General features: G+C 64.2%; 17 protein-coding genes and 3 tRNA genes. 4 read left to right on the top strand and 16 right to left on the bottom strand.

Annotation, left to right across the window (positions count from 1 at the left end):
- Positions 1 to 184 precede the first annotated feature (184 nt).
- From A6A03_RS18715 to A6A03_RS18705, 3 genes are all read right to left on the bottom strand, one after another.
- Positions 185 to 260: transfer RNA gene (locus tag A6A03_RS18715), tRNA-Thr, on the bottom strand.
- A 41-nt stretch (positions 261 to 301) separates the two neighbouring features.
- A tRNA-Tyr gene (locus A6A03_RS18710) sits at positions 302 to 387 on the bottom strand.
- Between the two features lie 12 nt (positions 388 to 399).
- A tRNA-Thr gene (locus tag A6A03_RS18705) sits at positions 400 to 475 on the bottom strand.
- A gap of 196 nt (positions 476 to 671) precedes the next feature.
- On the opposite strand from A6A03_RS18705, the gene A6A03_RS18700 reads away from it, so the two are divergent.
- The gene (locus A6A03_RS18700; RefSeq protein WP_066791296.1) at positions 672 to 989 is read left to right on the top strand and encodes a hypothetical protein; all 318 of its coding nucleotides are present in this window, start codon (positions 672 to 674) and stop codon (positions 987 to 989) included.
- Positions 990 to 1041: 52 nt separating this feature from the next.
- On the opposite strand, the gene A6A03_RS18695 is transcribed toward A6A03_RS18700, so the two are convergent.
- Complete coding sequence (locus A6A03_RS18695; RefSeq protein WP_066791294.1) at positions 1042 to 1380, bottom strand: cupin domain-containing protein; 339 nt, start codon at positions 1378 to 1380, stop codon at positions 1042 to 1044.
- A 183-nt stretch (positions 1381 to 1563) separates the two neighbouring features.
- Between A6A03_RS18695 and A6A03_RS18690 the strand changes: the two genes are divergently transcribed.
- From A6A03_RS18690 to A6A03_RS18680, 3 genes are all read left to right on the top strand, one after another.
- Complete coding sequence (locus tag A6A03_RS18690; RefSeq protein ID WP_066791292.1) at positions 1564 to 2970, top strand: glucose-6-phosphate isomerase; 1407 nt, start codon at positions 1564 to 1566, stop codon at positions 2968 to 2970.
- A 250-nt stretch (positions 2971 to 3220) separates the two neighbouring features.
- Positions 3221 to 3607: a hypothetical protein gene (locus tag A6A03_RS18685; protein WP_066791289.1), complete on the top strand. Its 387-nt coding sequence runs from the start codon at positions 3221 to 3223 to the stop codon at positions 3605 to 3607.
- Positions 3608 to 4513: 906 nt separating this feature from the next.
- Entirely contained in the window at positions 4514 to 5032 is a 519-nt protein-coding gene (locus tag A6A03_RS18680; protein ID WP_066791283.1) for an adenylyltransferase/cytidyltransferase family protein, read from the top strand.
- Between the two features lie 371 nt (positions 5033 to 5403).
- Here A6A03_RS18680 and A6A03_RS18675 read toward each other — a convergent pair whose 3' ends face one another.
- The 12 genes from A6A03_RS18675 to A6A03_RS18620 all read right to left on the bottom strand — a co-directional run bounded on the left by A6A03_RS18675 (position 5404) and on the right by A6A03_RS18620 (position 25639).
- Positions 5404 to 8631: a DUF6519 domain-containing protein gene (locus A6A03_RS18675; RefSeq protein ID WP_066791282.1), complete on the bottom strand. Its 3228-nt coding sequence runs from the start codon at positions 8629 to 8631 to the stop codon at positions 5404 to 5406.
- Between the two features lie 1010 nt (positions 8632 to 9641).
- Positions 9642 to 11807, bottom strand: a complete 2166-nt coding sequence (locus tag A6A03_RS18670) for a hypothetical protein (RefSeq protein ID WP_066791280.1) — start codon at positions 11805 to 11807, stop codon at positions 9642 to 9644.
- A gap of 94 nt (positions 11808 to 11901) precedes the next feature.
- Positions 11902 to 14409 (bottom strand): putative baseplate assembly protein, encoded by a 2508-nt coding sequence (locus A6A03_RS18665; protein ID WP_066791278.1) that lies wholly within the window; start codon positions 14407 to 14409, stop codon positions 11902 to 11904.
- Positions 14406 to 16907 (bottom strand): putative baseplate assembly protein, encoded by a 2502-nt coding sequence (locus A6A03_RS18660; RefSeq protein WP_066791277.1) that lies wholly within the window; start codon positions 16905 to 16907, stop codon positions 14406 to 14408. The genes A6A03_RS18665 and A6A03_RS18660 overlap by 4 nt, the downstream gene beginning before the upstream one ends.
- A 103-nt stretch (positions 16908 to 17010) precedes the next feature.
- The gene (locus A6A03_RS18655; protein WP_066791311.1) at positions 17011 to 17361 is read right to left on the bottom strand and encodes a GPW/gp25 family protein; all 351 of its coding nucleotides are present in this window, start codon (positions 17359 to 17361) and stop codon (positions 17011 to 17013) included.
- Entirely contained in the window at positions 17361 to 17681 is a 321-nt protein-coding gene (locus tag A6A03_RS18650) for a PAAR-like protein (protein WP_066791276.1), read from the bottom strand. Before A6A03_RS18650 ends, A6A03_RS18655 begins: the two co-directional genes overlap by 1 nt.
- A gap of 98 nt (positions 17682 to 17779) precedes the next feature.
- Positions 17780 to 18265: a phage baseplate assembly protein V gene (locus A6A03_RS18645; RefSeq protein ID WP_066791275.1), complete on the bottom strand. Its 486-nt coding sequence runs from the start codon at positions 18263 to 18265 to the stop codon at positions 17780 to 17782.
- Entirely contained in the window at positions 18262 to 19389 is a 1128-nt protein-coding gene (locus tag A6A03_RS18640; protein ID WP_066791274.1) for a hypothetical protein, read from the bottom strand. Before A6A03_RS18640 ends, A6A03_RS18645 begins: the two co-directional genes overlap by 4 nt.
- A 6-nt stretch (positions 19390 to 19395) precedes the next feature.
- The gene (locus A6A03_RS18635; protein ID WP_066791270.1) at positions 19396 to 19692 is read right to left on the bottom strand and encodes a hypothetical protein; all 297 of its coding nucleotides are present in this window, start codon (positions 19690 to 19692) and stop codon (positions 19396 to 19398) included.
- 31 nt (positions 19693 to 19723) lie between these two features.
- Entirely contained in the window at positions 19724 to 20356 is a 633-nt protein-coding gene (locus tag A6A03_RS18630; RefSeq protein WP_066791268.1) for a CIS tube protein, read from the bottom strand.
- A complete protein-coding gene (locus A6A03_RS18625; protein ID WP_066791267.1) occupies positions 20353 to 21315 on the bottom strand; it encodes an eCIS core domain-containing protein in 963 nt (320 codons plus the stop codon). Before A6A03_RS18625 ends, A6A03_RS18630 begins: the two co-directional genes overlap by 4 nt.
- 4 nt (positions 21316 to 21319) lie before the next feature.
- Positions 21320 to 25639 carry a DNA/RNA non-specific endonuclease gene (locus tag A6A03_RS18620; RefSeq protein WP_066791266.1) on the bottom strand — a complete coding sequence of 1440 codons (4320 nt, stop codon included), beginning with the start codon at positions 25637 to 25639 and terminating at the stop codon, positions 21320 to 21322.
- Between the last annotated feature and the right edge of the window lie 19 nt (positions 25640 to 25658).

Genomic DNA, 25658 nt, shown 5'->3' with positions numbered 1-25658 from the left:
GTCTTGCCGTGGTCGACGTGGCCGATGGTGCCGACGTTAATATGCGGTTTCGTCCGCTCGAATTTCTGCTTGGCCATGGATGTTTTGCTCCTTAAGACAAGGCGCGAAAAGATGCCGCTCGTGCCAACAACTCTGGCACGAGCAGCCGGGCGAGCTTCGCGCTCAGCTCGCCGCTATAGTCGGCTGGAGCCTACGACGGGACTTGAACCCGTGACCTCGTCTTTACCAAAGACGTGCTCTACCGGCTGAGCTACGTAGGCATAAACGAATAGAGTTGCGCTGGCGCTTCTCTATTCGATTGTGGTGGGCCGGGCAGGATTCGAACCTGCGAAGGCGTAAGCCAGCGATTTTACAGACCGCCCCGTTTGGCCACTTCGGTACCGACCCGTCTCGTTGCGATGGAGCCGACGCAGGGACTTGAACCCTGAACCGGCGGTTTACAAAACCGCTGCTCTGCCAATTGAGCTACGCCGGCGCGTACCGACGGCGTCGAGCCATCGCTCAGCGCAGTGCATTCTAGCACAATCTGCGGTTTTATGCAAATCGGGTGCAGTTCACGATCCCGATGCGCTCTACCAAGGGCAAGACGCCGTTAGCGGGCCATTTGCCGGCCAGCGGCTTGTGCGCTATGATGAGGAGCACCGATACGCAACGGGCACGGGAGTGAAGCGATGCAATGGCTGCGGCGATTGTTTGGGCGGGCGGAAGAGGCCCCTTTTCTGTTGCTGCACGTGCGCTGCGCGCGGTGCGGCGCTGTGGTGCAGACGCGCATTAATCTGTACAACGATTTGTCGGTCGAGTACGACGATCGGGAAGAGCTGGCCGGTTATTGGATCCGCAAGGAACTGATGGATGACCGCTGTTTCCGGCTGATGACCGCTGAGTTGCGGTTTGACCGCCAGCGCCGCTTGATCAGCCAAGAGATCACTGGCGGCCAGATCATTACCGCCGAAGAGTATGCGCAAGCGCGGCAAACCCAGCAACGGTGAGGCCGGCCATCACCGCCTCGTCGAGTGCCCACCGAGTTGCGGAAGACAATGGCTACTTAGCTTCGGCCTGTCGCTGCAACAGATCGGCGCGTACCGGATGGAAGATGTCGAAGAAGGTTGAGTCCTCTTCCATCACTGCCTCGTGCTCAACTCCGCCGGGAATGTGAACAATATCAAGCGGGCCGAGTTCGCGCCATTCTTCGCCAACCCGGAAGCGCAAGCGACCGGCCACCACCAACGTCATCTGCTCGTGCGGATGGCTATGGGCTGGCGCAACGGCTCCTTTAGGAGCATCGATCCGCACCGCCATCAATTCATTGCCGGCAAACGGGCGCAGGGTCATCGCGCCGATCATGAAACTCTTGATCTCGGCGGTCTGGGCAGTAAGCATAGCACCTCTCCTTTCAGGCTGATATGACCCATCTTACCGTTGCTACCGGATGAACGCAAGCCAGAGCGGGCCGGCAAGAGATGTTATACTGAGGAGGCGAGGCGGCGTATTCCCTGCGACCGAGGACACGGTGACGCTGTGTCTGCACAGAGGGTACGCTTTGAGACAACTAAGGAGAACCGTATGCGCCACGAGGATGCAGGTTGGCGGGAAACGCAACGGATCCGGCTGGACGTGAATAATGTATTCGGGCCGAACGGGCTTACTCCGGCGGAGTTGGAGGCTGAGGCAGCGCGGGCAGCCGAGGCGATTGCGGCGGTGCAGAGCCGGCGCGAGGCGTTGGGGTGGCCGCTGTTGCCAGAGCAAGATGTGACGCCGTTCGAGCAGTTTGCCGCCGCACACCGCGACCGGATCGACACGTTTGTGGTGCTGGGCATTGGCGGCTCGGCGCTGGGCAATATCGCGGTGCAGACAGCCATCAACGGGCCGTTTTACAACCTCTTGCCGCGCGAACAGCGCGGTTGGCCGCGGTTGCTGGTGCTGGATAATTCCGACCCGGAACTGAACGCCGGCGCGCTGCGGATGCTCGATCTGCGGCGGACGATGTTCAATGTGATTAGCAAGAGCGGCACGACTGCCGAGACGATGGCCTCGTTCCTGTACTTCCGGCAGGCGTTGGTCGAAGCAGTGGGGGAAGAGAAGCTCGGCGATCACATCGTGCTAACCACCGACCCCAGCAGCGGCTTCTTGCGCCAGATCGGCCAGCGCGAGGGGTGGACGATGTTTGACCTGCCGCCAAAAGTTGGCGGGCGCTTTTCGGTGCTGACCTCGGTTGGCTTGCTCTCGGCGGCGATGACGGGGGTCAATCTCCGCGAGCTGCTGGCCGGCGCGGCCTACGGCGGCGAACTGGCGGCCAATCCCGATCCGCTGCGCAACCCGGCGGCGCTCGGCGCGCTGGTCAACTACCTCTGCTTCCGCAAAGGCAAGCCAATCGTGGTCATGATGCCGTACGCCAACCGGCTGCGCGACGTGGCCGACTGGTTTGCCCAATTGTGGGCCGAAAGCTTGGGCAAGGCGATTGATCGGCAAGGTAAGCCGGCGCGGGTGGGCCAGACACCGGTCAAGGCGCTAGGGGCCACCGACCAGCACTCGCAAGTGCAGCTCTATATGGAAGGGCCGTACGACAAGCTGATCAACTTCATCGCGGTCGAGCAGTATGCCGAGGAGGCGCCGATCCCAACCGCCTACGAAGATCTGGAAGGGGTAAGCTACCTCGGCGGGCACACCATGGCCGAGCTGATCCAAGCCGAGCAGCAGGCCACGGCGATTGCGCTCAGCGAGGCCGGCCAGCCGAATATGACTCACATCTTCCCGGAGATCAACGCCTTTACGCTCGGCCAGTTCTTGATGCTGATGGAGATGCAGACGGCGATCGCCGGCGAGTTGTACGACATCAACGCCTTCGACCAACCCGGCGTCGAGGCAGGCAAGATCAACACGTATGCGTTGTTGGGTCGGCGCGGGTTTGAAGACCGGCGGGCCGCGATCGCAGCGCGGGCGCAAGCGTTGGATGCGCGGTGGGTGGTGTAACCTGTAGAGCCGCACGGCCGTGCGGCTCCACCCGGCCCAGCGCAGAAATGCACGATGGTTCGCCGCACGGCCGTACGGTTGTGGTGGTTGGTACAGAGCCGCACGGTGGTGCGGTTGTACAACAGTGGGTGGTTTGGGACAACGGTAGAGCCGCACGGCCGTGCGGCTCCACCATCACCATCGGAGAAATGTTATCGATAGAGCGCCGCACGGCCGTGCGGCTCCACCACCCAATCACAAGGATATGGTTATGTCTACATGGTTCCCGCCCCCCTTATGGGTATCATCAGCGGTATGCGCCGTGATCGGCCTGATCGGCGGCAGCGCCTTCTGGTGGGCATCACGGTCATGGAGCATCTTCATTGCCGCATTTTTATGGGCGCTGATTGGGACGGTAGGCACCGTCATCGGGCGCAGCGCCGGCGAGCGGTTGCGCCACGGCGATTGGAAGCATGCCACCCGTCTGGCGCCAGTGCAGACGATTGTGCCTATGGGCGGATTTTTAGGTGTCGCCTTGCTGACCGGCGCGCCGTTGAATGCCGACCAGATCTTGGTCGTGTGCGGGATTGTGCTGGCGCTGGCGGTGCTGTTTTGGATCGGGTTGCCGCTCACCTCACCGTTTCGGGAACGGAAGTGAGCTGAACGCAAAGGGCGCAGAGGGTTGAACGCAAAGGCGCAAAGGACGCAGAGGGCGCAGAGGGTTTAACGCAAAAGCGCAATGACCGCAGGGTCGGAAGGATCCTCAGACAGGCATCCCGCTGAAGCGGGAGATTGCTACGGGGGCTGCGCTCCCTCGCAATGACAACCGGTGAGTGGGAGATTGCTTCGGTCGGGCGGCCCCAGCGCGGCTGGGGGCCGCCACTCCCTCGCAATGACAGCAGGGGTGCGCCCGCGCAAGGACAGACGTGACCGGTTGTCATTGCGAGCCGCGCCCAAGCGCGGCGAAGCAATTCCCCGCGAGCACGGGAGCAAAGTTTCTGGTCGTTGCGTCCACAGCGCAACCCGGAGCAATCCCCCGCGAGCACGGGAGCAACCCGCTGAGGCATGACCTGCGCTAAAGTGGGAGATTGCTTCGGGAGCTGCGCTCCCTCGCAATGACAACCGGTGAGTGGGAGATTGCTGCGGTCGGGCGGCCCCAGCGCGGCTGGGGGCCGCCACTTCCTCGCAATGACAGGAGGGGTGCGCCCGCGCACTGACAGACGTGACCGGTTGTCAGTGCGAGCCGCGCCCAAGCGCGGCGAAGCAATCCCCGGCGAGCACGGGAGCAACCCGCTGAGGCATCACTTGCGCTATAGTGGGAGATTGCTACGGGGGCTGCGCCCCCTCGCAATGACAACCGGTGAGTGGGAGATTGCTGCGGTCGGGCGGCCCCAGCGCGGCTGGGGGCCGCCACTCCCTCGCAATGACAGGAGGGGTGGGAGATTGCTGCGGGCACGCGCCCCCGCGCAATGACAGGAGGGGTGCGCAGACGGCCCGCCATGATACGGTAGCATAGCAACGCTATGCCCTATTGCCGCCACACATGCACGGAGCGCGGATCATTATGGAGCACCAATCACCACCATTACCAATCTACCCGCTGGCCGAATTGGCTGCTGTGCGCGCCGGATGGCGCGCTGCCGGCTTGAAGGTGGTGCTGACGAATGGGGTGTTTGATCTGTTGCATATCGGCCATGTGAACTACCTGACAGCAGCGCGCGAGCTGGGTGATCGGTTGATCGTGGCGATTAACAGTGACGAGTCAACCCAGCAGCTTAAGGGGCCGTTGCGCCCGATCGTGCCGGCGGCGGAACGCGCCGCGATCATCGCTGCGTTGCGCTGCGTTGACGCAGTGACGATCTTTGCCGAGCGTACCGCTGAAGCGGTGGTAGCGGCGCTCGCGCCTGATATGTATGTCAAAGGCGGCGATTACGGCCACGGCGCTGCCATCGATGAAACCCGCTTGCCAGAAGCGCGGATTGCACGCGCCCACGGCGGTGAGGTGCGGTTGTTGCCGTTTCACGACGGCCACGCCACCACCCGGTTGATCGAGCGGATTGTGGCGCGGTATGGCAGGGGGTAGGGGCGTATGGTCGCGTTGGGAGACGCACTGCCGTGCGTCGTACCGCCCCCACACCCCCGGCCACCTTGGGAGACGCACCGCCGTGCGTCGTCACACCCGCACACCGCCCGCCCGCCATCAGACGCCCGTGAGACGCACCGCCGCCGTTGTCACGCCCGCACCGCCCTGCTACCATCAGACGCTCGGGAGATGCACCGCTGTGCGTCGTCACACCCGCACACCGCCTATACACCCGCACCGCCCACACGCCCACACGCCCGCACCGCCTGCCTGCCGGCGTGCGGTTGGGAGACGCACGGTCGCCGTTGTCACGCCTGCACTCTGCCCTGCCGCTGTTGTGCGATTGGGAGGCGCACTGCCGTGCGTCGCTACTAGGTGATTTGGATGAATAGGTTGGCGACCCGTTCGGCAAACCGCGAAATATCAAACAGACGCCCATGTTGGGCTTGGCCCGACCCTTGATTGCCAATGAAGGTTGCGGCGTCGGCGAGGCACCAACCCAAAACCGGTGCAGCCACGGCAACAACAGCAGCGGTTGCGCCGGTAATGCTCCTGCTACTCCGCGGTGCGGCCATGGCGGTAAACGAATTGGCCTGCGCGATGAGATTGCGGCTGAGGGTGAGATTGGCAATCCCCTCGATCACGTTGCCGTCGAGCAACAAGCGCGCACAGACATCGTCATTAAGGGTAAAAGTTGCCTCGCCGTCTGACCGGCGCACGATCTCTTCCAGCAACGCAAAGCCAATACTCAGACTGACGAGATGATTGCCGCGCAGTTGCACCGTTCCCATATACGCGGCATTGATCGCCATCCGCGATCCGCCCGGTTCGTTGGGTTGTTGATCGAGCTGGAGCAGATTGGCGGCGCGTGACGCAACCAGTTCAACCGGGGCAGGCATGCCGTACAGACTGACGATGCCGTCAATGCGATTGTGTTCGAGCACCACGAGATCATCTTCATCAAGCAAATCGACAATCGCGCCGAGGTTCTTTTCATCGACGGCGCGCCGCTGGTGCAGCATGAGCGCGGCGCCGGGACGCGATTTGACCGCGGCGGCGCGCAGATCGAACAGAATGTCGATCAGCGCAACGGCACTGGCTTCGGCTTGGTTGAGGGCAAAGATCAGCTTCTGGAGTTGGAGCAACTCGGCAAGGGGAGACGATTCCATCATTTCCCGGAGCAGCTCTTGCAACGCGCGGAGCAGGAGCGCGCGTTGATCGAGCGTCAGTCGCGCTAGTTCTCCCGCGGCCCTGACCGCCGGCTCGTGCCATTCGGGTGCAAGCGCCAACCGCTCATCGGCGAAGAGATCGGCGAGCAGCGGGATTTGGGCTTTGGCGAAGAGATTGCGCAACGGCGGGAAGGTGCGGTCGGACACTGCCGCCGTGAAGGTATTGTCGCTCAGCCGCACATCGTCGCCGCCGGTGATGGCAACGAGGGCGCTGCCATCAATGAATTGCTCTTGGTTGAGCCGGCCCGGCAGGGTGAAGCCGCTGATTGCGCAATCGGCAATGATCACCCGCAGGCAACGATCAAACGAGAGGGCCGCTGTTCCCGCTTCGGGGATGAAGGCAATATCAAGAGCGAGATTGCGCAGCGCCACCGAATCAAACCCTCTCAACCACAGCGGGCCACCCAAGCGCACACTGGTGGCCGGGCCACAGCCCTTGATTTCGAGCACGAACGGTTCGTTGGCGGGCGCGAGATCGAGCCGGATACTCCCGGCAGCGTGACGGCCGGCGCGCAAGCAGAGACAGATGCGACGCTCGCCGCGAGCGAGCAACTCTTTGAGAGCTGTTTCGAGATCGGGAAACTCGCCGCCGTCGCCGACGCTTACGCAACAGCCGCCGCCACGAGGCCGCTGGCAGAGGATGTCGAGCGCCTCTTGCACGGTGCGGGCATTGGCCAGATCGGGACACGCGCCGGGTTGGTAGGCTACGTGGCTGGCGCGGCTGAGGTTGGCGTTGAAGAAGACGCGCGGCAAAACCGGTTCGCCGGCGCTATCGAGAAATGGCTTGCCGTCGATCTCGACCAAGAAGGCTTCGACGCGCTGGCTCTGGACGGCGGGGCCGAGTTGCCACTGGCAGGAGTAGATGCCGTTTGGGCCGGCAGTCACATCAACGCTCTTGCCGGTGGCGCCGCCGGCGGTGAGTTGGCCGGCAGCGGTTTGGGGCACGATCCGGAAGCGCACGCGGGCATTGGTGACCGGTTGCTGGCCGTTGGCGACAGCCACTTGCAGCGGTTGGGCGAGCGTCGCGCCGGGCAGCGCCTCTTGACCATCGCCGCCAACGGCATAGAACTGGATTAGCTCAGTCAGAGGCGGAAAGAGCCGGCGGCAATCGCTGCGTTTAGTCCATACGCTGCCATTAAAGTCAAGCAGGGCTAATTTGCAATAGGCATGGTGGATGCCGTGCGGAGGCTGCGGCGCCGGTTGGTTGCCAGAGCGCGGCCACTCGATATCGCCGGTGACGGTGCGGGCCGGAATGAGCCAGTAGTCGCCGGGACGGAACGTACCGTTCTTGAGCCGGATCTGCACTCCTTGTTCGAGGTCGGTCCACGCTGCCGCGTTGGTGGTAACGATCAATTCGCCGGTATCGGCGGGCATATCCCAGCGACGCAGTTTGGGGTTGGGGCCGAACGCGCTGTAGGCGATCGCTTGCCCGCCCGGATCGATGGTGACAATATTGCCTTCGACTTGCAGCAACTTGACCAGCAGACCCGGTTCACCGCGCTTGTCACGCGCATCATCGGTCAGCTCGACCCACTGGTTGGGCGCGAGACCCAATACCTCGTCGCGACCAGTACTGGCGACAATCAAGCGATTGGGATTCAGCGGATCTTGCCCGCTCCAGCCAACTGCCACCGAACCGTTTTCCCGCGACCACTTGAGCGCGATACGGGTGGCCGAGACGATCCGATGCACTTCAACCCGATAGAGCTGGTTTTCTAGCCCGCGATAGCCGGCTTGGGCCGGCACGACGCAGGGATCATTAACGGTTGGGTCGGGCTCGGCGCGAGCTTCGAGCATGCCGCTACTGCCGGCCAGCAACGCATCCCACGCCGCGTTTGGCGTGGCGCAGTGAAAGGTTGCACCGGGATCGCCAACGCGCAACAGCTTGACTTGCGCCATCACCTGCAAACGGGTCGTGGTATCAGGGCCGCCGAGCGCGACTTCGCGGATAGCAGCATCTTCAAGTGCGGTGACATGCCGTTCCCAGACATCAAGATAGGCGAGATAGACCCCGGCGGGCAATGTTGCATTGGCGGCCAAGCCAGCCACCTGCGCTAGGGTGGCGACGGGCAGATCAGGTTGAGCGGTGATGGCAACCGTCTGCTCGTTCTCGACACGGATGCCGGCGACGTAGTAGCGACCAGCGGTGATGTTGAGCGTGCTGCCAGCAACGACGATATCAAAGCCGGCTTGGCCCTGCGGGCCGCCGCAACGCCCGATCAGATCGGTGCGAGCCGCGCGCTCATCGGCGAGGTCGATCGCGAGTTGCTCGTTCCAATCGGCATCGAGGGCAACGCGCCCCTGTTGGTTGAGCACGCCGCTGTAGTGCTTCGTGCGGTCGAATGTCCATCGGGTGAAATCACCGCGCATACAAGGCTCCTTTAGAGTAGAGGCGCAAAGCGGGCAAAGTCGCAAACGAGGCAGAGGCGCAAAGTGGGCAACGGCGCAAACGAGGCAGAGACGCAAAGTGGGCAAAGGCGCAGAGTATGTGAACGCAAAGGCGCGAAGAACGCAGAGGACGCAAAGGGGTTTGTTGGGTTATGCGGCAGCGTCCAGTTGTCCCCTCTCCAACCCTCCCCCGCCGAGGTTCAAGGGCGGACAGAACATCGGTCTGGAACCCGGCCCTCAAGGGCCGGGCTCGGAGTACGAAGCCCGCTGCGCGGGCTGATGCCCCCACCCCGTGCCCCTCCCCCGCTGGGGGAGGGGTGATGGGAAGCGCAGCACGGGGCGTTACGGCATTGCCCAGCGATCGACAGTTGTACTCGATCAAATGTGCTGTCCGCTCCTCAACCCTCCGAGGGCGGGAGCGAGCAGCGCCCCCTTTCCCGCTGGGAGAGGGTGATGGGGGGTGAGGGTCAACATAAAGGACGCAACCTATGGCAACGCAAAGGCGCGAAGAACGCAGAGGACGCAAAGGGGTTTGTTGGGTTATGCGGCAGCGTCCAGTTGTCCCCTCTCCAACCCTCCCCCGCCGAGGTTCAAGGGCGGACAGAACATCGGTCTGGAACCCGGCCCTCAAGGGCCGGGCTCGGAGTACGAAGCCCGCTGCGCGGGCTGATGCCCCCACCCCGTGCCCCTCCCCCGCTGGGGGAGGGGTGATGGGAAGCGCAGCACGGGGCGTTACGGCATTGCCCAGCGATCGACAGTTGTACTCGATCAAATGTGCTGTCCGCTCCTCAACCCTCCGAGGGCGGGAGCGAGCAGCGCCCCCTTTCCCGCTGGGAGAGGGTGATGGGGGGTGAGGGTCAACATAAAGGACGCAACCCATGGCAACGCAAAGGCGCAAAGGGCGCAGAGGGGTTTGTTGGGTTATGAAGGAAGCCATACTCATACCTTTACGGTTGCACATTGTTAGTCTGAACGAGCTGCGCAGGCTGTCGTCATGATGCGAAAAAGACCCCGGCTTCAAGACCCACCCGCAGATACTCGGTGAGGGCAAGGCGCAAGTTGGCGAGGCGTTGGGTCTGTTGCACAAGATGAAACACGCCGAGCTCACCGCCGTCTTCAGCGCCTTGGGTGATGGCGGCGGGGCACGAGCGAGCTAGTTGCATATAGGCGGGATGGCCGAACTGGGTGCTGGTGAAGGATGGTGTGACCGAGAGCGTTACGGCGCTGCGTTGGGCGGTGGTGAGAGCAGCGATGGGCCGGTTGCGGGCAGCGGCGAAGGCGGCGAGGGCGAGATCGGGTTGGCAGCGGAAGCGGCGCGGCGCTCGCGAGCCAGCGGCAAGAAAGCTGAAGCGGGTGCAACCGATCTGGCGGCGTGCCACCAGTACCCGGCCAAGCATCATGCTTTCAGAGATGAGATCGATCTGGCGCACGCGGACTTCACCGCGCACCGTGCAGCGAATAAAACTGGCCGGCGGTCCGATCCTCTCGCCATTGGAGGCCGCGCAGGCGGGCACGGCCGGCGCGAAGGCGTCGAGGATTGCATCGCTGGCAATCAGACCGTCCGAATCTTCCGCCACATGCACCGCGCCGCTGATGCTCCGGGCCAGTTCGAGGCGTACATCAGGGTTGGGCGCGGCGGCGTGGATGCTGGGCCGGTTGGGAAACTGGGGGTTGCCGGCCACGTCGAGGCGCCAACCGGGCACGAGGGTGCAGTGGTGGATAACTAACCGTTCGAGGCTGCCGGCGGCCAGATCGATCCCGCCTTCGATCCAGAAACCATTGAGGGTAAGGGAGGCGCGATCGCCGTTACCGGTTATGCGCAGGCGATCGGTGAGGCGGATGAGCGGACGCTGGCCATCGGCGGCTTGAATCGCAAGCACCCGGCCGGGGGCCATGGTGATCGCCAGATCTTCGGCATAGGTGGCGCTGTCGAGCACAGTGATGACGCCGGTGGTGGCAGATGACGCTTGCCACGCCGCAATGGCCGCGGTAAGCGACGGATGGTCGCCGCCGCCGCGTTGGGCAACGGTGAGGGCCAGATCGCCGGGAGCAGCGATGGCGAGCGTGGCGCGGCGGGGATAGGGGCCGCCGCCGATGTCAGCAGCGAAGCCGTAGGTGTAGCTGACCATCAGATCAGACGGCAAAACCCCGGCGGGGAAGGCAAGCCGGCCGCGCTGCGGATCAACCGCGACCCGGATCGGCAACGACTGGCCGGCGTAGGTCTTGCTGGGTGGCGGACGCCGCCAATCACTGAGATCGCAGATCAGAATCTCGGCGGCGGGGATCGGGACAAACCGTCCGGTACCGTCGGGGACAGCGATCTGGAAGACGGGACGGGCCGGATCGAGATAGTTGCTCTTGACCGGGCGACCGGCGGCAATACCGGCGCGCACCGCTTCGAGATCGTCGTAGAGGGCGCGGCGGCGCAACGGCAACGGCAGATCGGGTTCAGCGGCAAGCTGGGTAATCTCGATCTCGGTGCGGGGGCGATTAAAGAGCGGGATGTCGTTGCCGAGCGGGCTGAAGAAGTAGCGGCCATCGGGCGGGGTGCTCGGCTGCGGCGAGACGCCTTGCACGGTGTATGGCTGTAAACGGGATAAAAACAGGCCAAGGTTCGGGATGTTGTAGCGGCCACGGCCAGCCGCGATCCGGCGCACTTCGGCAGTATGGTTGGCGGTTTCGAGCGGGCCGCCGGTCAATTCGAGCGCGTTGGCGTTGCGCAACGAGGCGGTGGCCGGGCTGTGCAGGCGAACGTGGTTGAGATGCTGGGTGGTTGCCAGCCGCTCGAAATACTCGACGGCGCGGCAAGGCCAGCCGGTGACATCGCGGGCCAACTGTTCGAGCACGGGGGCAGTGCCTTTGCGGCGGCGGTAGCGCAGCGTATTGGCGACATAAGCGCGCTGGCTGAAATCGGCTACTTCAGACAGTTGGCGCAGATGGCGCACACCGAGCAGATCGCCGATGTAGGGTACCACCCACTCGGCGCAGGTCTCGATAAACCAGTCTGCGTACAGATCGGCAATATCGGTTTCGATCCGGGCCAGCTCCTCGCCGATGATGGCGAGCAACGCACGCAGCGGCTCGCCGCGCTCGGCATCGCGGGCGCGGTAGAGGGCCGGCAGGAGTTCATACAGGCGGTCGCGAGGCGATGGGTTCATAAGATTCCTTTGGGGGATGTCACCCCCAGCCCTGCTCTCCCACGGGATGAGAGAAGGGGCGCTGCTGCGCCAGCATCGAAGACCACACTCGCAATCACGGCGCTACCACTTCAACAGCTTGCATCACCAACTCGACCCCGGCGGGATCGAGCAGCAACAATTCGGCTGGGATGATGGCGTGGCCCGCCTGCCGCGCTGGTGAGGCGACTAACAAGGTGGGATGCGCACCGGTGCGCCCGCTGGCATACGCCAGTTGATCGAGATCGATAGCGATCACCCCGGCTAGCGACTGCATCACGGCAATCACTTCGGCGGCAGTCACCGGTTGGGCAAAATCGCGCTGAGAGAAGGAAAACGCCGTGAACAGCGCTTGCGCGACGGCGGTTTCTACAGCGGAAGCGAGATAGCGCGCGTCGTAACGGACGGTCGCCTTGAGCCGAAACGTCAGCGGGATGAAACTGGCCAGTTCGACAGTCACAGTGGGATCGCGCACGGCATCGATTGCGTTGCGCAGGCTGGCGAAGAGCGGATCGGACGGCGCGATCGGCTTGCCGCTGGCGCTGGCAAGGGTGAGATGGACAACAAGCTGCTCGCCGCGGCGAAACGCTGAGGCCTGCGCCTTGCCGATACCGGCGAAGGCAGCGGCAAAATCGGAAAAATCCTGCAACGAGACAATCCGGTCGAGGGTCAGCACCGTCTGCGGCGCATTGGCGCGCGCGCTGTCCAATGTCTCCGGGTCGGCGGCCCCACTGGCGGGAAGCGGGTTGGTCACGCTGCGAACACCGGGCGGGCGGGTCTTGAGCAGGGCAATCGCGCCGGCGCCAACCTCACCCGCTTGGCCAATTCCAAACCGGTAGGTCGCGGTCACATTTTCGGCGCCGGTGGGCAAACGCGCACCGTGGATGCCATCGCCGAACTGCACCGTCGCCGAATGATCATCGTTGAGGCGCACTATGTACTGCTCGTCGTGCGGGCCGGCGAGATAGAGCGACGGCGCTTCGCGCCACGCCACGCCATTGACGCGCACGGTGAGCGTCGAAGTAACGCCAGACGGGGTGCTAGCCGAGAGGTAGGTCAACGGCGACTTCTTGAGCTTAAAGCGTTGGTGGGTCTGGCTGCCATCACCGCTGCCGATTGGGGTCAGCGGCACGGTCTCGCCGTGGGTTGCAGCCACGACATTGGCGTAGATCACCGTCGTAGAACGGATGAGGCGGATCGCGCCCAACCCCTGATCGCGCAACACGATGGTGGTAAAGCCGGGATTGGGGTAGACCGCCTCGACAAAGACCACCACCGCGGTAGGCTGTTCATCGCCCTCGTTCACCTTGCCGCTGACGATCAACGGCTGGCCCTTGACCAAATCTCGCACCACACCGGCGACCTCGATCCGGTTACCAGTGACCGGATCAGGAATAGGCTCTTCGGCCAGCGGCAACGGCTCGCTCTCGGCCAACACCACCGTCTCGCGACGCTGAAAGCGGGCGATGTTCTCATTCGTGTCAACAGTCAGGCGCGTGACCTGCCCAGAGAGACCAAAATTGGCGACACCCACGGTTTCGTTGCCGGTCACGCGGTAGAGTTCAGCGTAACCGGGAGTAAGCAGCGCCACCCAACTGCCCGGCACGATCGTGGGGTAAGCGGTATCGAGGTCGATATGGCGCTGGCTGCCATCGATCGCAAAACCGGGCCATTCGTTGGCCGTGCCGCCATACGCTCGTTTCACCTCTGCCGGCATCAACCGCCAATCGGGCGCGTTGAAGCCGAAACGGCGCGCGCTACGGCGGAAGGCAAAGGCTTGCGGCTGGGCCGCCGGCAGCATTTGCGGGCGGTTCGAGCCGAGGCCGGGCGCCCATGTGACGACGGTATAACCACCGGCAGCATCAGGAAAGGTCTGCACCGACAGCACCCGGCGCAGATCCCAGCGTTCATTGCCGGGATTGCGCTCGCGTTCGGCGCCAACTAGCAGCAGATAATCACCGGCTTGCAAGCGCGTCGCGACGCCAGCCAAATAGAGCATCGTCGCGCCCTTGCTCAGGTCTTGGGGACGAGTAGGGCGCGGGCGCAGCACATTCCACGCCTTACGGGCGACAAACTCGACGCCCGTCTCGAAGGTCTGCGGCAGTTCACCCTGTTTGGCCGGGATGCTCTGCACTTGGGTCCCGGCAGGGATCACCGTCTGGGCCGGCGAGACGGGTGTGTCGTCGAGGGTAAAAGCAAGGTAGACCGCAGCAGCGACGCCGGGCTTGAGTTCGTAGCCGATCGCGCGGGCCAACTGCAAGACCGAGAAGCGTTCGGTCGCGGTGCGGAGAAAACCCTCGTTGGCGATCCGTTCTTGATAGAAGGTCAACACATCGGCCAGTGTCGCGGCTGCATCGAGCAAGGCGAGCGACGGATCGGCGGCGTCGCGGGTGGCCAGCGCAGCGAGCGGGCGCTGGCCGGTCGAGCTGGCCTGCTGCGACAAGCGGGCCGCCATCCGGCGCAGGAACGAGCGGTGAGCGCCGAGCCGGTAGCGCAGCGCAGGTTGGCCGGGCGGGTTGGCATGTGGCGAAAGTAACGGCTCGCGCTCGTCGCAACCGCACGGGGATGGTTCGGCATTGCTCATGACCCGCCCTCCATGATGAACTCGATCCGGCCATGTTCAGGCCGGTTGGGGTCGTTATCGCAGCGGATAATCTCGCGCCGGCCAACGTCGAGCTGGCCGTTGGCCAACTCGCCGCGCGGCGGTTTACCCCAGCGTTGGAAACGCACCCGCGTTCCCGCCGTCTCGATCCAGCGCACGCCGGGAATAGCCATCGCGGCGGCAATGATGTGGCTGAGGTAGAGCGGTTGGCCAAAGGTGAAGTTGTCGGGGTGAAAAAACTGGCGGGTGCTGAAACGTTCGAGTAGCGCAGCCTTGACATTGGCGGCGAAATAGCCAGCCTCGACACAAACCACAAACGCCAGATCGAGCGGCACATAGACCGGCCCGTCAATCTCGATATCTTGCCCGGCCATCCGGTAACGTTCGAGGAAAGCGCGCAACTCCGTTTCAAACGCCGCATCGACCGGCAAGCCGCCACGCCGATCGACGGTAATAACGATCGTGTACCAGCTCCCCGTCCAGCGGCGCGTGGCAACCGCACGCTGCACGGATGGATGGCGTTCGGCCATCATCGCGTAATCAGCCGGCGTCACCGCCCGTTCTTGGCGACGAAAGGCTTGCGGCGCAGACTGGCGAATCGACTCAAGCGCCTCCGGCTCGCTGCCGCCGAGGGCCGGCAAGGGGTTACGCACCGCGCGAATGCCGCTCTCATTGGTGACAATGTGGGCCAGCGCATCGGCGCCGATATTGCCGGCTGAACCACCACCCACCCGATAGCGCGCCGCCAACGCTTCGCCTGCCGCCGGCGCGCGCCCCGTGCGGCCATCGCCAAAGCGCAGGAACAGGCGACCGTCATTCTCCAGTTCACCGACAAATTCGGTTTGAAAGCGATTGCTACCGAGCAGATCAGGTACTGGCCGCCACACCCCAGAGGGACTCGCCAGCTCGACGGCGGGCAGAGTCAGCGTGGGTTCAGCGGCGCTCACCAACCGCGAGGCCGGCGTAGTGCGATCGGCTGGCTCGAATGGCGCGGCAAAGGTCACGCCGGCCCGCGCCAACACAGGCCGGTAACGAAGCGGATCGCCAACCGGCGGCAACAACTCGGCGGGGAGGGTCTCGCCGTGATCAGCCAGCACAATATTGCCCAACGCCACACTAGCCGGCTGGCGCGCTGCTCCACTCTCGTCGCGATCATCGGGCGGCACGGATACCACGGTCAGATCAAGGATGAAGGGCAAGGCATCTTCTGCCATCCACTCAATCTCGGTCACGGCCACCGGCTGGTTGGATGGCGGATCGGCCAACTGGCCGCCGAGCGGATCGGTCGCCGCGGTGACGCGGGTCAGGCGGACGGCGTGGCGGCGGGTGGGATCGGCATCGGCGCGGTAGCCGGTACGCGGGTGGCGCCGCTCGATCAACACCAGCACATCGCCGGGACGCAAACTGGCGCTGAGATCGCCGCGCAGAGCGGCGCGGGTACTGCCGGCGGGCAGACAACACCCCTCATCGCCCCACGTATAGCAATCGATCTGATTATGGGCCGGAAACAAGCGGATCGCGTGCATCGTCTCGAACACGAGCGGCTGCTGCTGGCGAGCGAGGGCCAATTCGGCGGAAGCAGGCAACAAACGCGGCGGCGCACCGCCGGCTTTGGTCAGCACGGGGGTACGGGCCGGCAAAGTACATGGTGCATCAACCTGCACTTGCACCCACACCCGCGCATTCGCGCCGTCGTGGGGCGCGTAATCAAGCAGACGCGCGTGGCGGCGCAACGACACCCGGCGGCGCGCCGTGCCGAGATAGGCTTCGGTAGCGACCGCGTCTTGATAGTAGCTGAGATAATCGCCGATGTAGGCCAACCCCTCGACAATCGCCACGCCAAGATCGGCTGGATTACGCTCGCGCCAAGCGGGCGAGACGGCGGCTAGCCGGTCAAAGAGCAATTGGCGCAAACTGGCGTAATCGCGAGCCAGATAATCGATCAGCGGCGACTCATCGCTCTCTGGCGGGCAATCGGCAGCCGGAGCGCAATCAAATTCACTGGGACACTCAACTTTGAACGCGAACTCAATATGGCTGAGGATGGGATCAAAGCCGGCAGGCGGATTCGGATCAGTGGGCGAACGAACAATGCGCAGCGTGTAGGTCGAAAAGTCGCCGGCCTGATCGACCCGCACCACCAAAGTGCGATTGGCGGCAGCCAACCCATTGTAAAACGTTCGCTCAGCGTTGGTGATGCGCCCGGCGGCAACATCGGCGGGACTGGCATCAGCGGCGCGCAAGACCCAGCGCACCTTCACGCCGGTGACACGCACACCGCCGGTTAGCTGCACATTGGCCGCGCCGAGCCCCCACGGCGCCGGCTTGATCATCTGCACCAGCAGCGTCTGTTGCGGCGGCGCACCGGCAGGCGCGTCGCGATCGAGCACTTCGAGCAGATCGATCCCGTTGAGCGGGATGGCAGACGTGCTCAGCACTTGCGCCCGGCGCGGATTTGCACAGCGGAATTGGATACTCATACCGTTAACCTGTTATTTGGTGTTGTTATCGCCACAGGCGCAGCGGAGGCTTGGATAGCAATCGCCAGCGATCCGCTGCCTTCCCTACATGAGAAACGCCCATTCAGCCGGCCACCTCAATCACCCGGCGCTGCTGAGTACGCTGCACCACATACTGCACCGTCACCCGCAACGTTGCCTCCTCGGCCTCGATCGCCACCGCCTCAACCCGGATCACCTCGCCGAGATACTCTTGCAACGCACCCTGTACCAAGAACTCCAGCGCGGCGGCCAATTCGGGGCTATTCGGCGCAAAGAGCAACTGGCGCACGCCAGCGCCGAAACGAGGCCGGTTCACCCGCTCGCCGGGAGCGGTGAAGAGCAGTTGCTCGATCATCTGGCGAATGTGGGCATCGTCATCGGCGCGCGCCGTGCGCCCGCCGCCGTCAATCGCATAAGGAAACGCGATGTGCATCATTGCCCCCTGACCCGCATTTGGGTCATCACGATATTGACCGGCGTGCCATTCGGCACACAGGTGGCTTGACTGTCTTGCAACAACACGGGTTGCCCGCCAGCGCGCACCCGGGTTGCGCCAGTCGTCCATTGAGCGGTCACGCAGGGCATCGGATTCGTGCCGGTCGTGAAGGGACACCCGGCAACCGTATGCGGCGCGCTGAGCGTCACCACCGGTTGGCCGCCCACTCGCACCCGTGGATTGGGTGCGGTGGCTTGGGCTTGACCGCCGTGCGCGCACAGGATGGTCGCGCCAACGTGTAAGAGAAAACCGGGCATGCTGCCTCCTCACCGGTGCTAAAATGTCTTCATCCATCTGCCCTCCACTGCGCCAGCGCAGCGAGGGTATGGCTGCCAATCGGTGCGGTCACCGGTTGTCACATCACCTCTAATGCGCCGTCGTTGAGCGAAATCTGCGGCCCGGTGAGCTTGATCGAACCGCCTTGGCCGTTCGTGATCTCGATCCCGGTCGCGGTCAGCGCAATCTTGGCCCCGGTCGCCGTTTCAATCGTAATCCCGCCAACCCCCGGCAGTTCGTTGATCGTGATCGTGCCGGCAGCGGTCTTGAGCACCTTCATTTCGGCGACTGCCGGCGAAGCCGGCGCTTCACCGGTGCCCCAGAAGCAACCGCTCCAGATCGGATAGTCGGGATCGCCACCCTCGAACTCAATCCAGACGTTAGCGCCGGTAGGCGGGATGAGAAACAGGCCGACCCCATTGCCGGCAAAGGGCACGCACGGCATCGCCCAACTCGCCCGGCCCTCACCGAGCACGGCGGGCACGCTCACTTGCACCCGGCCCTGTTGCAGCGGATCGAGGTTATTCTCGACCTTGCCGCGATATTTTCCGAAAAATTGGCTCATGGCAACACCACCGGCACCGTCGAACCCAACCCTTCGCGGGTAAGGGTAAAGCTCTGCTTAAAGCCATCACGGCTGATCTGGTGCTTCACCTGCTTAACGTAGTAAAGACCGTCGTAACTGAAGCCGGCGCCGCGCAAGCCAACCAACCCGCGTGCCTGCAACAGACCACCATAGCGCGCGGTATCGAGTTCGCCTTCAACGGTCAGCACATCGCTGGAGGCATCGGTCGCGGCTTGGGCTTGGGCTAGCGCCTGCATGGCATTGAGACCCGTGCCGCGGAAGATCGTGCTGCGGGCGAACGACGCCAGCGCCGGCAGGCTAGCGAGCGGCGGACGGAGACTGGCGAACGAGCGCACCGGGATATTCTGGCCGGTCGTGCGATCCTGCACCTGCCCGGCTAAGGTGGTCGCGGTAAGCGGATCGTGCTGGAAGTTGATCGAGATCACGTTGGTGGCCTGTCCCATGTTGACCGTCAAGGCCCGTTGCGGCACCCCAATGCGCACCGGCGGCCCCCAGTAGGCGGTATTCGTGAGGGGGGCGGGGCCGGGAGCGACGTAGAAGACATACGCAAAGCGTTCGGCCATCTGGCGCAGATAGGCGAGATCGGTCGCTTGCTGCACCGGTGTGCGCTCGATTGGCAGCGGCATATCAACCGTTGGCGGCGGGATGACCAATGGAATGAGACCATACTGGGCATAGCTGGCGATGATCTTGAGCGCAATGACCGCTTCGGGTTGGGCCGGATGCTCAACCGACTTCTCTTCGCGATCCATCGCCACGCTCACATCTTCGCCAGTAATGGTCAACGTCGCCGAACCGGGTTGGTCGCCGGGTTGCAATTGCTGGTTGGTGATCAAGCCGTCCATCACTACCTGCGGCAACGCGCCAAACCAGACAATCAGGACGATCCGGTTGCCGGCGCGCAGCAGCGGCCCGGCGAGCAAGGCATAATCGAGCAGATCGCCCCGTTCGCGCCCAAGCTGAAAGACCACCTGAAACCCAGAGCGCCCCTCGTCGCGGTGCGTCACCTCGGCGCTGGCGAGCGCAGCGAGCAGCGGCGGCGGCGCCGGCGCCGGAATAGTCGGGCCTATCAAGATGGTTAAGCGGGTACTGAGCAGAGTCATCGTATGTCACCCTTCAAAGGTTGGCACCGCCACCCGCAACAACCGGCCAATCTCAGCGGTGAGATCAAACGGATTCAGCGCGTCATTGGCGTCGCAGATGCGCCAAAACTGTTCGGGATCGCCGAACGCGCGATCCGCGATCAGATCAAGCCGGTCGCCGCCGGTGACTTCGACTTCGGCCAGCAACGGCATCGCCGCGCCGGCGGGCAACAACCGGCGGCGCAGATAGACGATCTGGCGGCCATCGGCAGTCGTGAGGGTAGCGGTTGCGATCCGGTAGTAGCGGCTATTGGGATGAAGCATGGCAAGGTTCCTTTCTGGGGTGATCCAGCCGTCATAACAGCTTCGCGCCAGCGCCGGCAGCGTCGAGCGAGCCGGTGCGGGCAATGGCCGCCATCGTCTCTTTGACGATCTGGTGGGCGAGGAAGAGATGGTAGCCGGGGTTCGCCGCCGGCAAGTCGTTGTAGCTGAGCACGCGCAGACCAAGCGAGACCTTGGCCCGGATCGGGTTGAGTTGCGGATCATACGCCTCTTCGGTAATGCTGAACTCGGTGAGGCGCACCGGCAGCACCCGCTTTGGCCCCCAGATAAAGAGGGTGAAGGGCGCTTGCGGCGGGAGAATCTCGATCGTGCCAGCATTAAGCAGCGCAGTATTGGCGACCACCAGCGCGCTCTTGGGATAGATCAGCACCTCGAGCGCCGCCAGTTGCGGATGCAAACCGGTGGCCGCCGCCCCCTGTTCAAGCTGATCGGTCGCGTCAAGTTCGATATCGAGCTTGATCGTCTCAACCGGCGCGCCCTTGATACGCAGCGCATCGGCCCCCTCGCCACCGGTTTGGGCTTCGAGCGTGCGTGACAACGTATCAGGGTTGTACTGAAACACGATCACCGCCGGCTTGGGGTTGGGCAGATCGAAACTGACTAGCGCACCTTTGAGCAAGCGGGGCGAACGGGGAAACGTGGTCATAGGTTCTCCTCGGCCAACGACGGGCAGTGCAACACTGCGCCGCGAAACGGATCGATCGCATCTTGGGCCGCCTGCGCATCGGCCTGCCATTGCTGTTGCAGCGCGGCAACGCGCTCCTGCGCCTGTTGCATCGCGTCGCCGGCATCGCTGCCGGTGACGGTGAAATGCACGCTGCGAAAGCGTTGTTCGAGCGTGGCCCGCCATTGCCGGCCAATCCGGCGATGGGCAGCCTCGTGCGCGTCGAGGTCAACGCGCATTGCGTTCCACGCCGCCACCTCTGCGGCGCGGCTGGGGCGTTCGGTTGGGTTCCACTCCGGGCGATCGATCGGGCAATCGACCGTCACGGTTGCGGACGGCGTTCCGCGCGCGGTGACTCGCACCTGCCCATCACGCAAGGTCTCGCTGCGGGTCTGCACGCCGCCGTTGAAGGCGTAGGTGCAATGGGTTTCAGCCCATTCCGGGGCATACGGCGAATTGGCGCGCAGCCAATCAACCACCTCGTTGCAGCGCAACGATCCGGGCACACGGTAGCACTGGAGCAGCGGTTGGGCTGGCGCGGGCAACGGTCGCAGCGGGCCAAGCGAAGGCGCGCTAGCAGTTGCCCGCTGGTCAGCCTCGGCTTCGAGCACGGCGGCGCTGCGTCCCTGCACGCCTTCGGCCTGCTGCACGACATGGGCCAGTTCGTGCGCCAGCAGGCGTTGTCCGGCAACGGTGTGCGGCGCATACTGCCCGGCGCCGAAGTGGATGTACTGCCCGACGGTATAGGCCGCCGCGCCGAGATGGGCCGCCAGCGCCGCCGAAGTTGCATCGCGGTAGATGCGTACCCTGCGCAGGTCGTAGCCGAAGTGCGGCTCGAAGCGGGCGCGGGTGGCAGGGTCGAGGGGGTGGGCAACGCGACTCGCGCTGGCCCGTAGCGGTTGATCGAGGCGGGGTTGGAGTTGGCGAGTAGGTGTGGGCATAGACCTATCCTCTGGATGATTCCTCATCACGTCGGGGAAAGAGATCGCGTGATCGCTCCGGTTGCTCACCGCCAACTAAACCCTCACGCCGCGCTTGGCCGATGGTAAGAGCCAAACGATGGCGTGGATCGAACGTTTGCTGAAAGATAACTTGATCGCGGCCATCGCTGGTACGGCGACCAACCGTGGCTGTGATCGCTTGGGGGATGCGTTCAAAGACTGGTGCAACGGTAAGTTGCTGCAACGGCGTCAAACCATTAATCTCGGTTTCGCTCATCAGACGCGCAAACGCATCACCACCGTAACTGGCATTGATATCGGCATAGATCGCCTCACCAGCATCAACGTGCGTCTGCACTCGTGCTTCAAAGGCGCTAAACCAACTGCGATTCATCCGCGCTTCCATCGGTACTAAGTTACGCCAACTACCATCGCCGCCATAGCGACTAGCAATGAGGTGACCAGCATCAAAACTGGCATTGATGGTGACACCTTGGGCTTGCAAATCAGCAATTGCGCGATTGAGCGGCTCTGATACACGGGCTTGATCTTCAGGTGCGCGGTGCGCCTTCTTACCGAGCCAACCGTGCGCGCGCCGTGCCCGATCACCTTGCGGGTTGTACTGAATGTGGCCCGGTGTGAAATCACGTGGCACGCTGCTGGCCCAAACCATCACACCCGACAACGCCACAATGAGCTGGTCGAGCTGGCGTTGGATATTCTGATCTGCTGGTAAACCCGTGCCGGCAACACTTTGCGCCTGCGCTGCGCGGGTAGCTGCCTGAGTTTGCTGCGTCTCGACTGTGGTAGACAGTTGGCGAGCCTGTGCAAGCTGCTGGCTAAGATGTGTTTTGTTGGGGCTATCGGGTAACGCTTGAATCCGTTGCGCCAAATCGTTGGCGAAACGGTCAAAGTCTTGTTCATCGCTGGCCACCGACATAACTGCTCGCCGGTTGACAATACGCACGTAGAGGTGGTGTTGGCCGGCAGCGGTGAAGGGAACTGCCAATGCTCCCGCCTCTCGCGCCGGTGCAGTTTCCGCTGCCGCCCGGCGCTCCGCCCCGCCCCCTCTGAACATATTCCGCACCCGGTCGATCAACCGGTCGAGCGCACGATCAACCACCCCGCGCACCCGCTCGATGATTTCGCGTACCTTGGCGCCAACGTTGCCCAAACCGAGCAGGCGAGCCAGCAGGTCAATCGCCAGCGGCAGCAGACGGGCCAGCGTCTCTTCGACCCGCTGCGCCGCCGGTTGGATGATGCCGCGCGCAATGTCGCCGATCGCGTTGACCACTGTCTGCACCACTTCAATGATCCGGGCCAGTTGGTCGCGCAGGAAGGTGAAGAGGTTGTAGGCAGCCAGAATCAGATTGACAATCGCGCCGACCGGGTTGAACATCGTGGCGAGACGGGTGATCGCCGCCATGACGATCCGTTCGAGCAGAAAACGCTTGATGCTGTCGAGCACCATATCGCGCAGGCTGCCCAAATCGTCGCGGATCCGTTGCCAGAGTGCATCCCAACCGCCATCGATCAGCGTGCGCAGGTAACTGGCGACAAACTCGATCACCGCGACGGCCCGCTCGCCGATCAGGCGCACAGCCCGCTCACGCAGCCGTTCCCACGTTAGTCCAAGGATCTGCTGGATGAGGCTCAGCACTCCCATCAGGTCGAAACGTTCGGGCAGCGTGATCCCCGCCCCGCCGAGCGCGCCGGTGAGCCAGCCGATGATGCCGGCCTGCAAGTGGGTGAGGAAGTTATCGGCGAAACGGCGCACCCCGTTGAGGAAGGCATCGACCAGATGGCCGGCAAACCCGCCCGGATCGTCGAGAATGAGCTGGAAGGTCTCCTGCGCCCGCCCGATGAACTGGTAAAAGGCTTCGGGATCGATGCCGGCCACTTTCAGCACCGCTTCGAGCGCCATGCGCGCCAGCGCCGCCCAATCGCCGGTCAACACCGCTTGGGCAATGCTGAGCGCCGCGTTGATTGCGGCTTGATAGACATTGATAATTGCGTTGAGACCGGCGCGCAGTCCTTCGACCAGCGCGGCGATGCCGGCTTTGAGGCCCTCGGCGGCGGCAGTGACCACCCGCTGCGCAAAGGCGACCGCACTGTCGATGGCGGCATTGAGCCGCGCTGCCAGTTCAGGGAAGATGCTGCCAATAAGGGTATCAACCAGCCCTTTCAGCAGTTCGCCGAAGGCGGCGATCAGGCCGTTGACAAAGGCGGCAGCGGCGTCAATGATCCGCATCGCCAGCGCTTTGGCCGCATCGAGGATCGCGTTCACCGCGCGCCGCACAGCGGCGAAGATGGCGCCGATCGCTCTGGTGAGGGCAGCGAAGGCGTCGCGCACGAAATTGACCGCCCGATCCCACCAACTCTGCTCTGTGGCTGCGCGTTCGGATCGCTGCCGTTCCGCTTCAGCCTGCCGCTCGCCATTGGCCACCTCGGCACGGGCATCGCGCTCTGCCGATTCGTAGTGCTGTTCGATCTGTGCTTCGTCGGTGCGCACCCGCTCGTCGATCGCGCGCCGGCGATTGGCCCGTTCGGTCGTTGCTTGCTGCTCGATATCGGCAACGGCATCGCGCTGCGCCTCTAGCGTCTCTTGCCGCGCATCCTGAATCTGCGCGCGAGCTTCGATCACGCCAGTCCGCTGCTGTTCGTCAGCGCGCGCCGATTGTTCCCGCGCCTGCGCTTGCGCGTCGGCCACCGCCTCAGCCCGCTGCTGATCGCGTTCGGCGCTCGCTTCATCCACCTGCGTGCGCGCTTCAGCCAGACTCGCCTCCATCGCCGCCTGTTGCTGCTGATCGAAGGCGGTCTGCACCTCCGGCGGCAGGCCCAGCTCAAGGTACGCTTGCGGTTCGGCAGGCATTGCCGGCGCGGTGATCGCCGGTTGGGCCAGTTCACCCACCGGGTACGCTTCAGCGAGCGCGATCGGTTGGGCCTGTTCCGGCCCCGGCCCATTGATCACCGCCTGCGCCGCCTCGTCGCGCATCTGGCGCGACTGCGCGACGCCTTCGGTGATCTGTTCGTCGAGTTGCGCCGGGTCAGCCCCCTCGGTTAGCGGCACGCGCGGCGGCGCGCCGGGAGAGGTGATGATTTCACTGTCGCGGGTGTTCACCTCGCGCAGACGTTCGGCGAGATTAGCGGCGCGATCGTCGCTCTCGCCGCTCATCAACCGCGAAACATCAGCAGTGACGCGATCGTTGGCCGTGTAGCGACCGGGATCAGGGGTTGGCGGCAGTGCAACCCGCGGCACTGCGCCTGCAACATCGAGATCGAGCGGGCGGGCATCTGGCGAAACGACGGCCAGCGGCGGCGGCGTTTCAACCTGTGCCGTGAGTTGAGCATGCAGATCGGGCAGTCCGGCGCTAAACGCCGTCTGTTCCGCCTTCGCCAGCCGATCCGTCTCGCTGCCCAGCGTCGCGGCGTGCTGCGCTTTCACCGTCGGCGGCGCAGCAGCGAAGGCGGCCATGAAGGCTTCCGGCCCTTCGGCAGCGGTAAGCGCCGCTGCGGCTTGCGCTTGCGCGGCTTGTTGCGCAGCGACATCGGCTGCGCTCACGCCGGGAGCCGGTGGCGGCGGCAACTCGAACGGCGGTTGATCCGGTTCGATAGCCGGTGGCGGCAAGCTGGCCGGCGCAGGCTGCGATTCGGGGGTTGGCGGTGCAACGGTTTGCGCCGGTGGGGCCGGTTCGCGTTCGGCGATGCGGCGGAAGGTCGCCGCCGCCGGTTCATCGGTTGGTGGGGCCGGGGTGGTAGCGCGGCGCAAGGCGACGGCTGCCGGCGGCAAGGTCGTGGTCACGGCCAAGGGAGGGGTGAGCGGGGTAGAAACGCGCTGCGCCTGCGCGGCCAGCGTTGTCGCCTCGCGCTCGGCAGGTGCGGTGGCGGGGACAATCGGCGTCTCGTGCCGCACAGCGCCATCCTCCGGTCGTCCCACTCCCTCACCCGCAATCGCTGCTTCGGCGGGTTGTGGGCCAGTGGCTCGCGTTCCCCCCTTCATCTGCAACACATGCACCACCTCGTGCGCGACCAACTCCAGCGGCGGGTGCGGATCGGCGAGGAAGATTGCACCCTGATGGGTGAGCGCCTCGGCCTGCAAGAGGGCCAGCGCCGCTTGCGCCGGCGGCCCGGCGTAGACGGCGATCTGGTCAAGCTGGTGGCCAAAGCGCGCTGCGAGGGCATCCCGGTGCGGCAGCGCAATCGCTGGTTGCGCGGCGGCTTGCGCGAGCAAGGCCGCCACATCGGCAGCGCGAGCCGGCGCCGGTGGACGGCGAGCCGGTGCAGGAGCGCGGGTTGGTTTGCGCACGGCGATGTTGATCTGCATGGGAACCTCTCAACCTCAC

The organism is Chloroflexus islandicus (assembly GCF_001650695.1).
Taxonomy (GTDB): Bacteria; Chloroflexota; Chloroflexia; order Chloroflexales; family Chloroflexaceae; genus Chloroflexus; species Chloroflexus islandicus.
The sequence above is the reverse complement of the archived record's forward strand: the minus strand, read 5'-3'. Positions and strand labels throughout refer to the sequence as shown.

Excerpts from the sequence above, each read along its gene's own strand:
- A6A03_RS18630 (WP_066791268.1), bottom strand. The coding sequence starts at position 20,356 with ATGACCACGTTTCCCCGTTCGCCCCGCTTGCTCAAAGGTGCGCTAGTC.
- A6A03_RS18685 (WP_066791289.1), top strand. The coding sequence starts at position 3,221 with ATGTCTACATGGTTCCCGCCCCCCTTATGGGTATCATCAGCGGTATGC.
- A6A03_RS18660 (WP_066791277.1), bottom strand. The coding sequence starts at position 16,907 with ATGAGTATCCAATTCCGCTGTGCAAATCCGCGCCGGGCGCAAGTGCTG.
- A6A03_RS18625 (WP_066791267.1), bottom strand. The coding sequence starts at position 21,315 with ATGCCCACACCTACTCGCCAACTCCAACCCCGCCTCGATCAACCGCTA.
- A6A03_RS18695 (WP_066791294.1), bottom strand. The coding sequence starts at position 1,380 with ATGCTTACTGCCCAGACCGCCGAGATCAAGAGTTTCATGATCGGCGCG.
- A6A03_RS18700 (WP_066791296.1), top strand. The coding sequence starts at position 672 with ATGCAATGGCTGCGGCGATTGTTTGGGCGGGCGGAAGAGGCCCCTTTT.
- A6A03_RS18675 (WP_066791282.1), bottom strand. The coding sequence starts at position 8,631 with ATGCGCGGTGATTTCACCCGATGGACATTCGACCGCACGAAGCACTAC.
- A6A03_RS18680 (WP_066791283.1), top strand. The coding sequence starts at position 4,514 with ATGGAGCACCAATCACCACCATTACCAATCTACCCGCTGGCCGAATTG.
- A6A03_RS18655 (WP_066791311.1), bottom strand. The coding sequence starts at position 17,361 with ATGCACATCGCGTTTCCTTATGCGATTGACGGCGGCGGGCGCACGGCG.
- A6A03_RS18690 (WP_066791292.1), top strand. The coding sequence starts at position 1,564 with ATGCGCCACGAGGATGCAGGTTGGCGGGAAACGCAACGGATCCGGCTG.
- A6A03_RS18650 (WP_066791276.1), bottom strand. The coding sequence starts at position 17,681 with ATGCCCGGTTTTCTCTTACACGTTGGCGCGACCATCCTGTGCGCGCAC.
- A6A03_RS18670 (WP_066791280.1), bottom strand. The coding sequence starts at position 11,807 with ATGAACCCATCGCCTCGCGACCGCCTGTATGAACTCCTGCCGGCCCTC.
- A6A03_RS18620 (WP_066791266.1), bottom strand. The coding sequence starts at position 25,639 with ATGCAGATCAACATCGCCGTGCGCAAACCAACCCGCGCTCCTGCACCG.
- A6A03_RS18665 (WP_066791278.1), bottom strand. The coding sequence starts at position 14,409 with ATGAGCAATGCCGAACCATCCCCGTGCGGTTGCGACGAGCGCGAGCCG.
- A6A03_RS18645 (WP_066791275.1), bottom strand. The coding sequence starts at position 18,265 with ATGAGCCAATTTTTCGGAAAATATCGCGGCAAGGTCGAGAATAACCTC.
- A6A03_RS18640 (WP_066791274.1), bottom strand. The coding sequence starts at position 19,389 with ATGACTCTGCTCAGTACCCGCTTAACCATCTTGATAGGCCCGACTATT.
- A6A03_RS18635 (WP_066791270.1), bottom strand. The coding sequence starts at position 19,692 with ATGCTTCATCCCAATAGCCGCTACTACCGGATCGCAACCGCTACCCTC.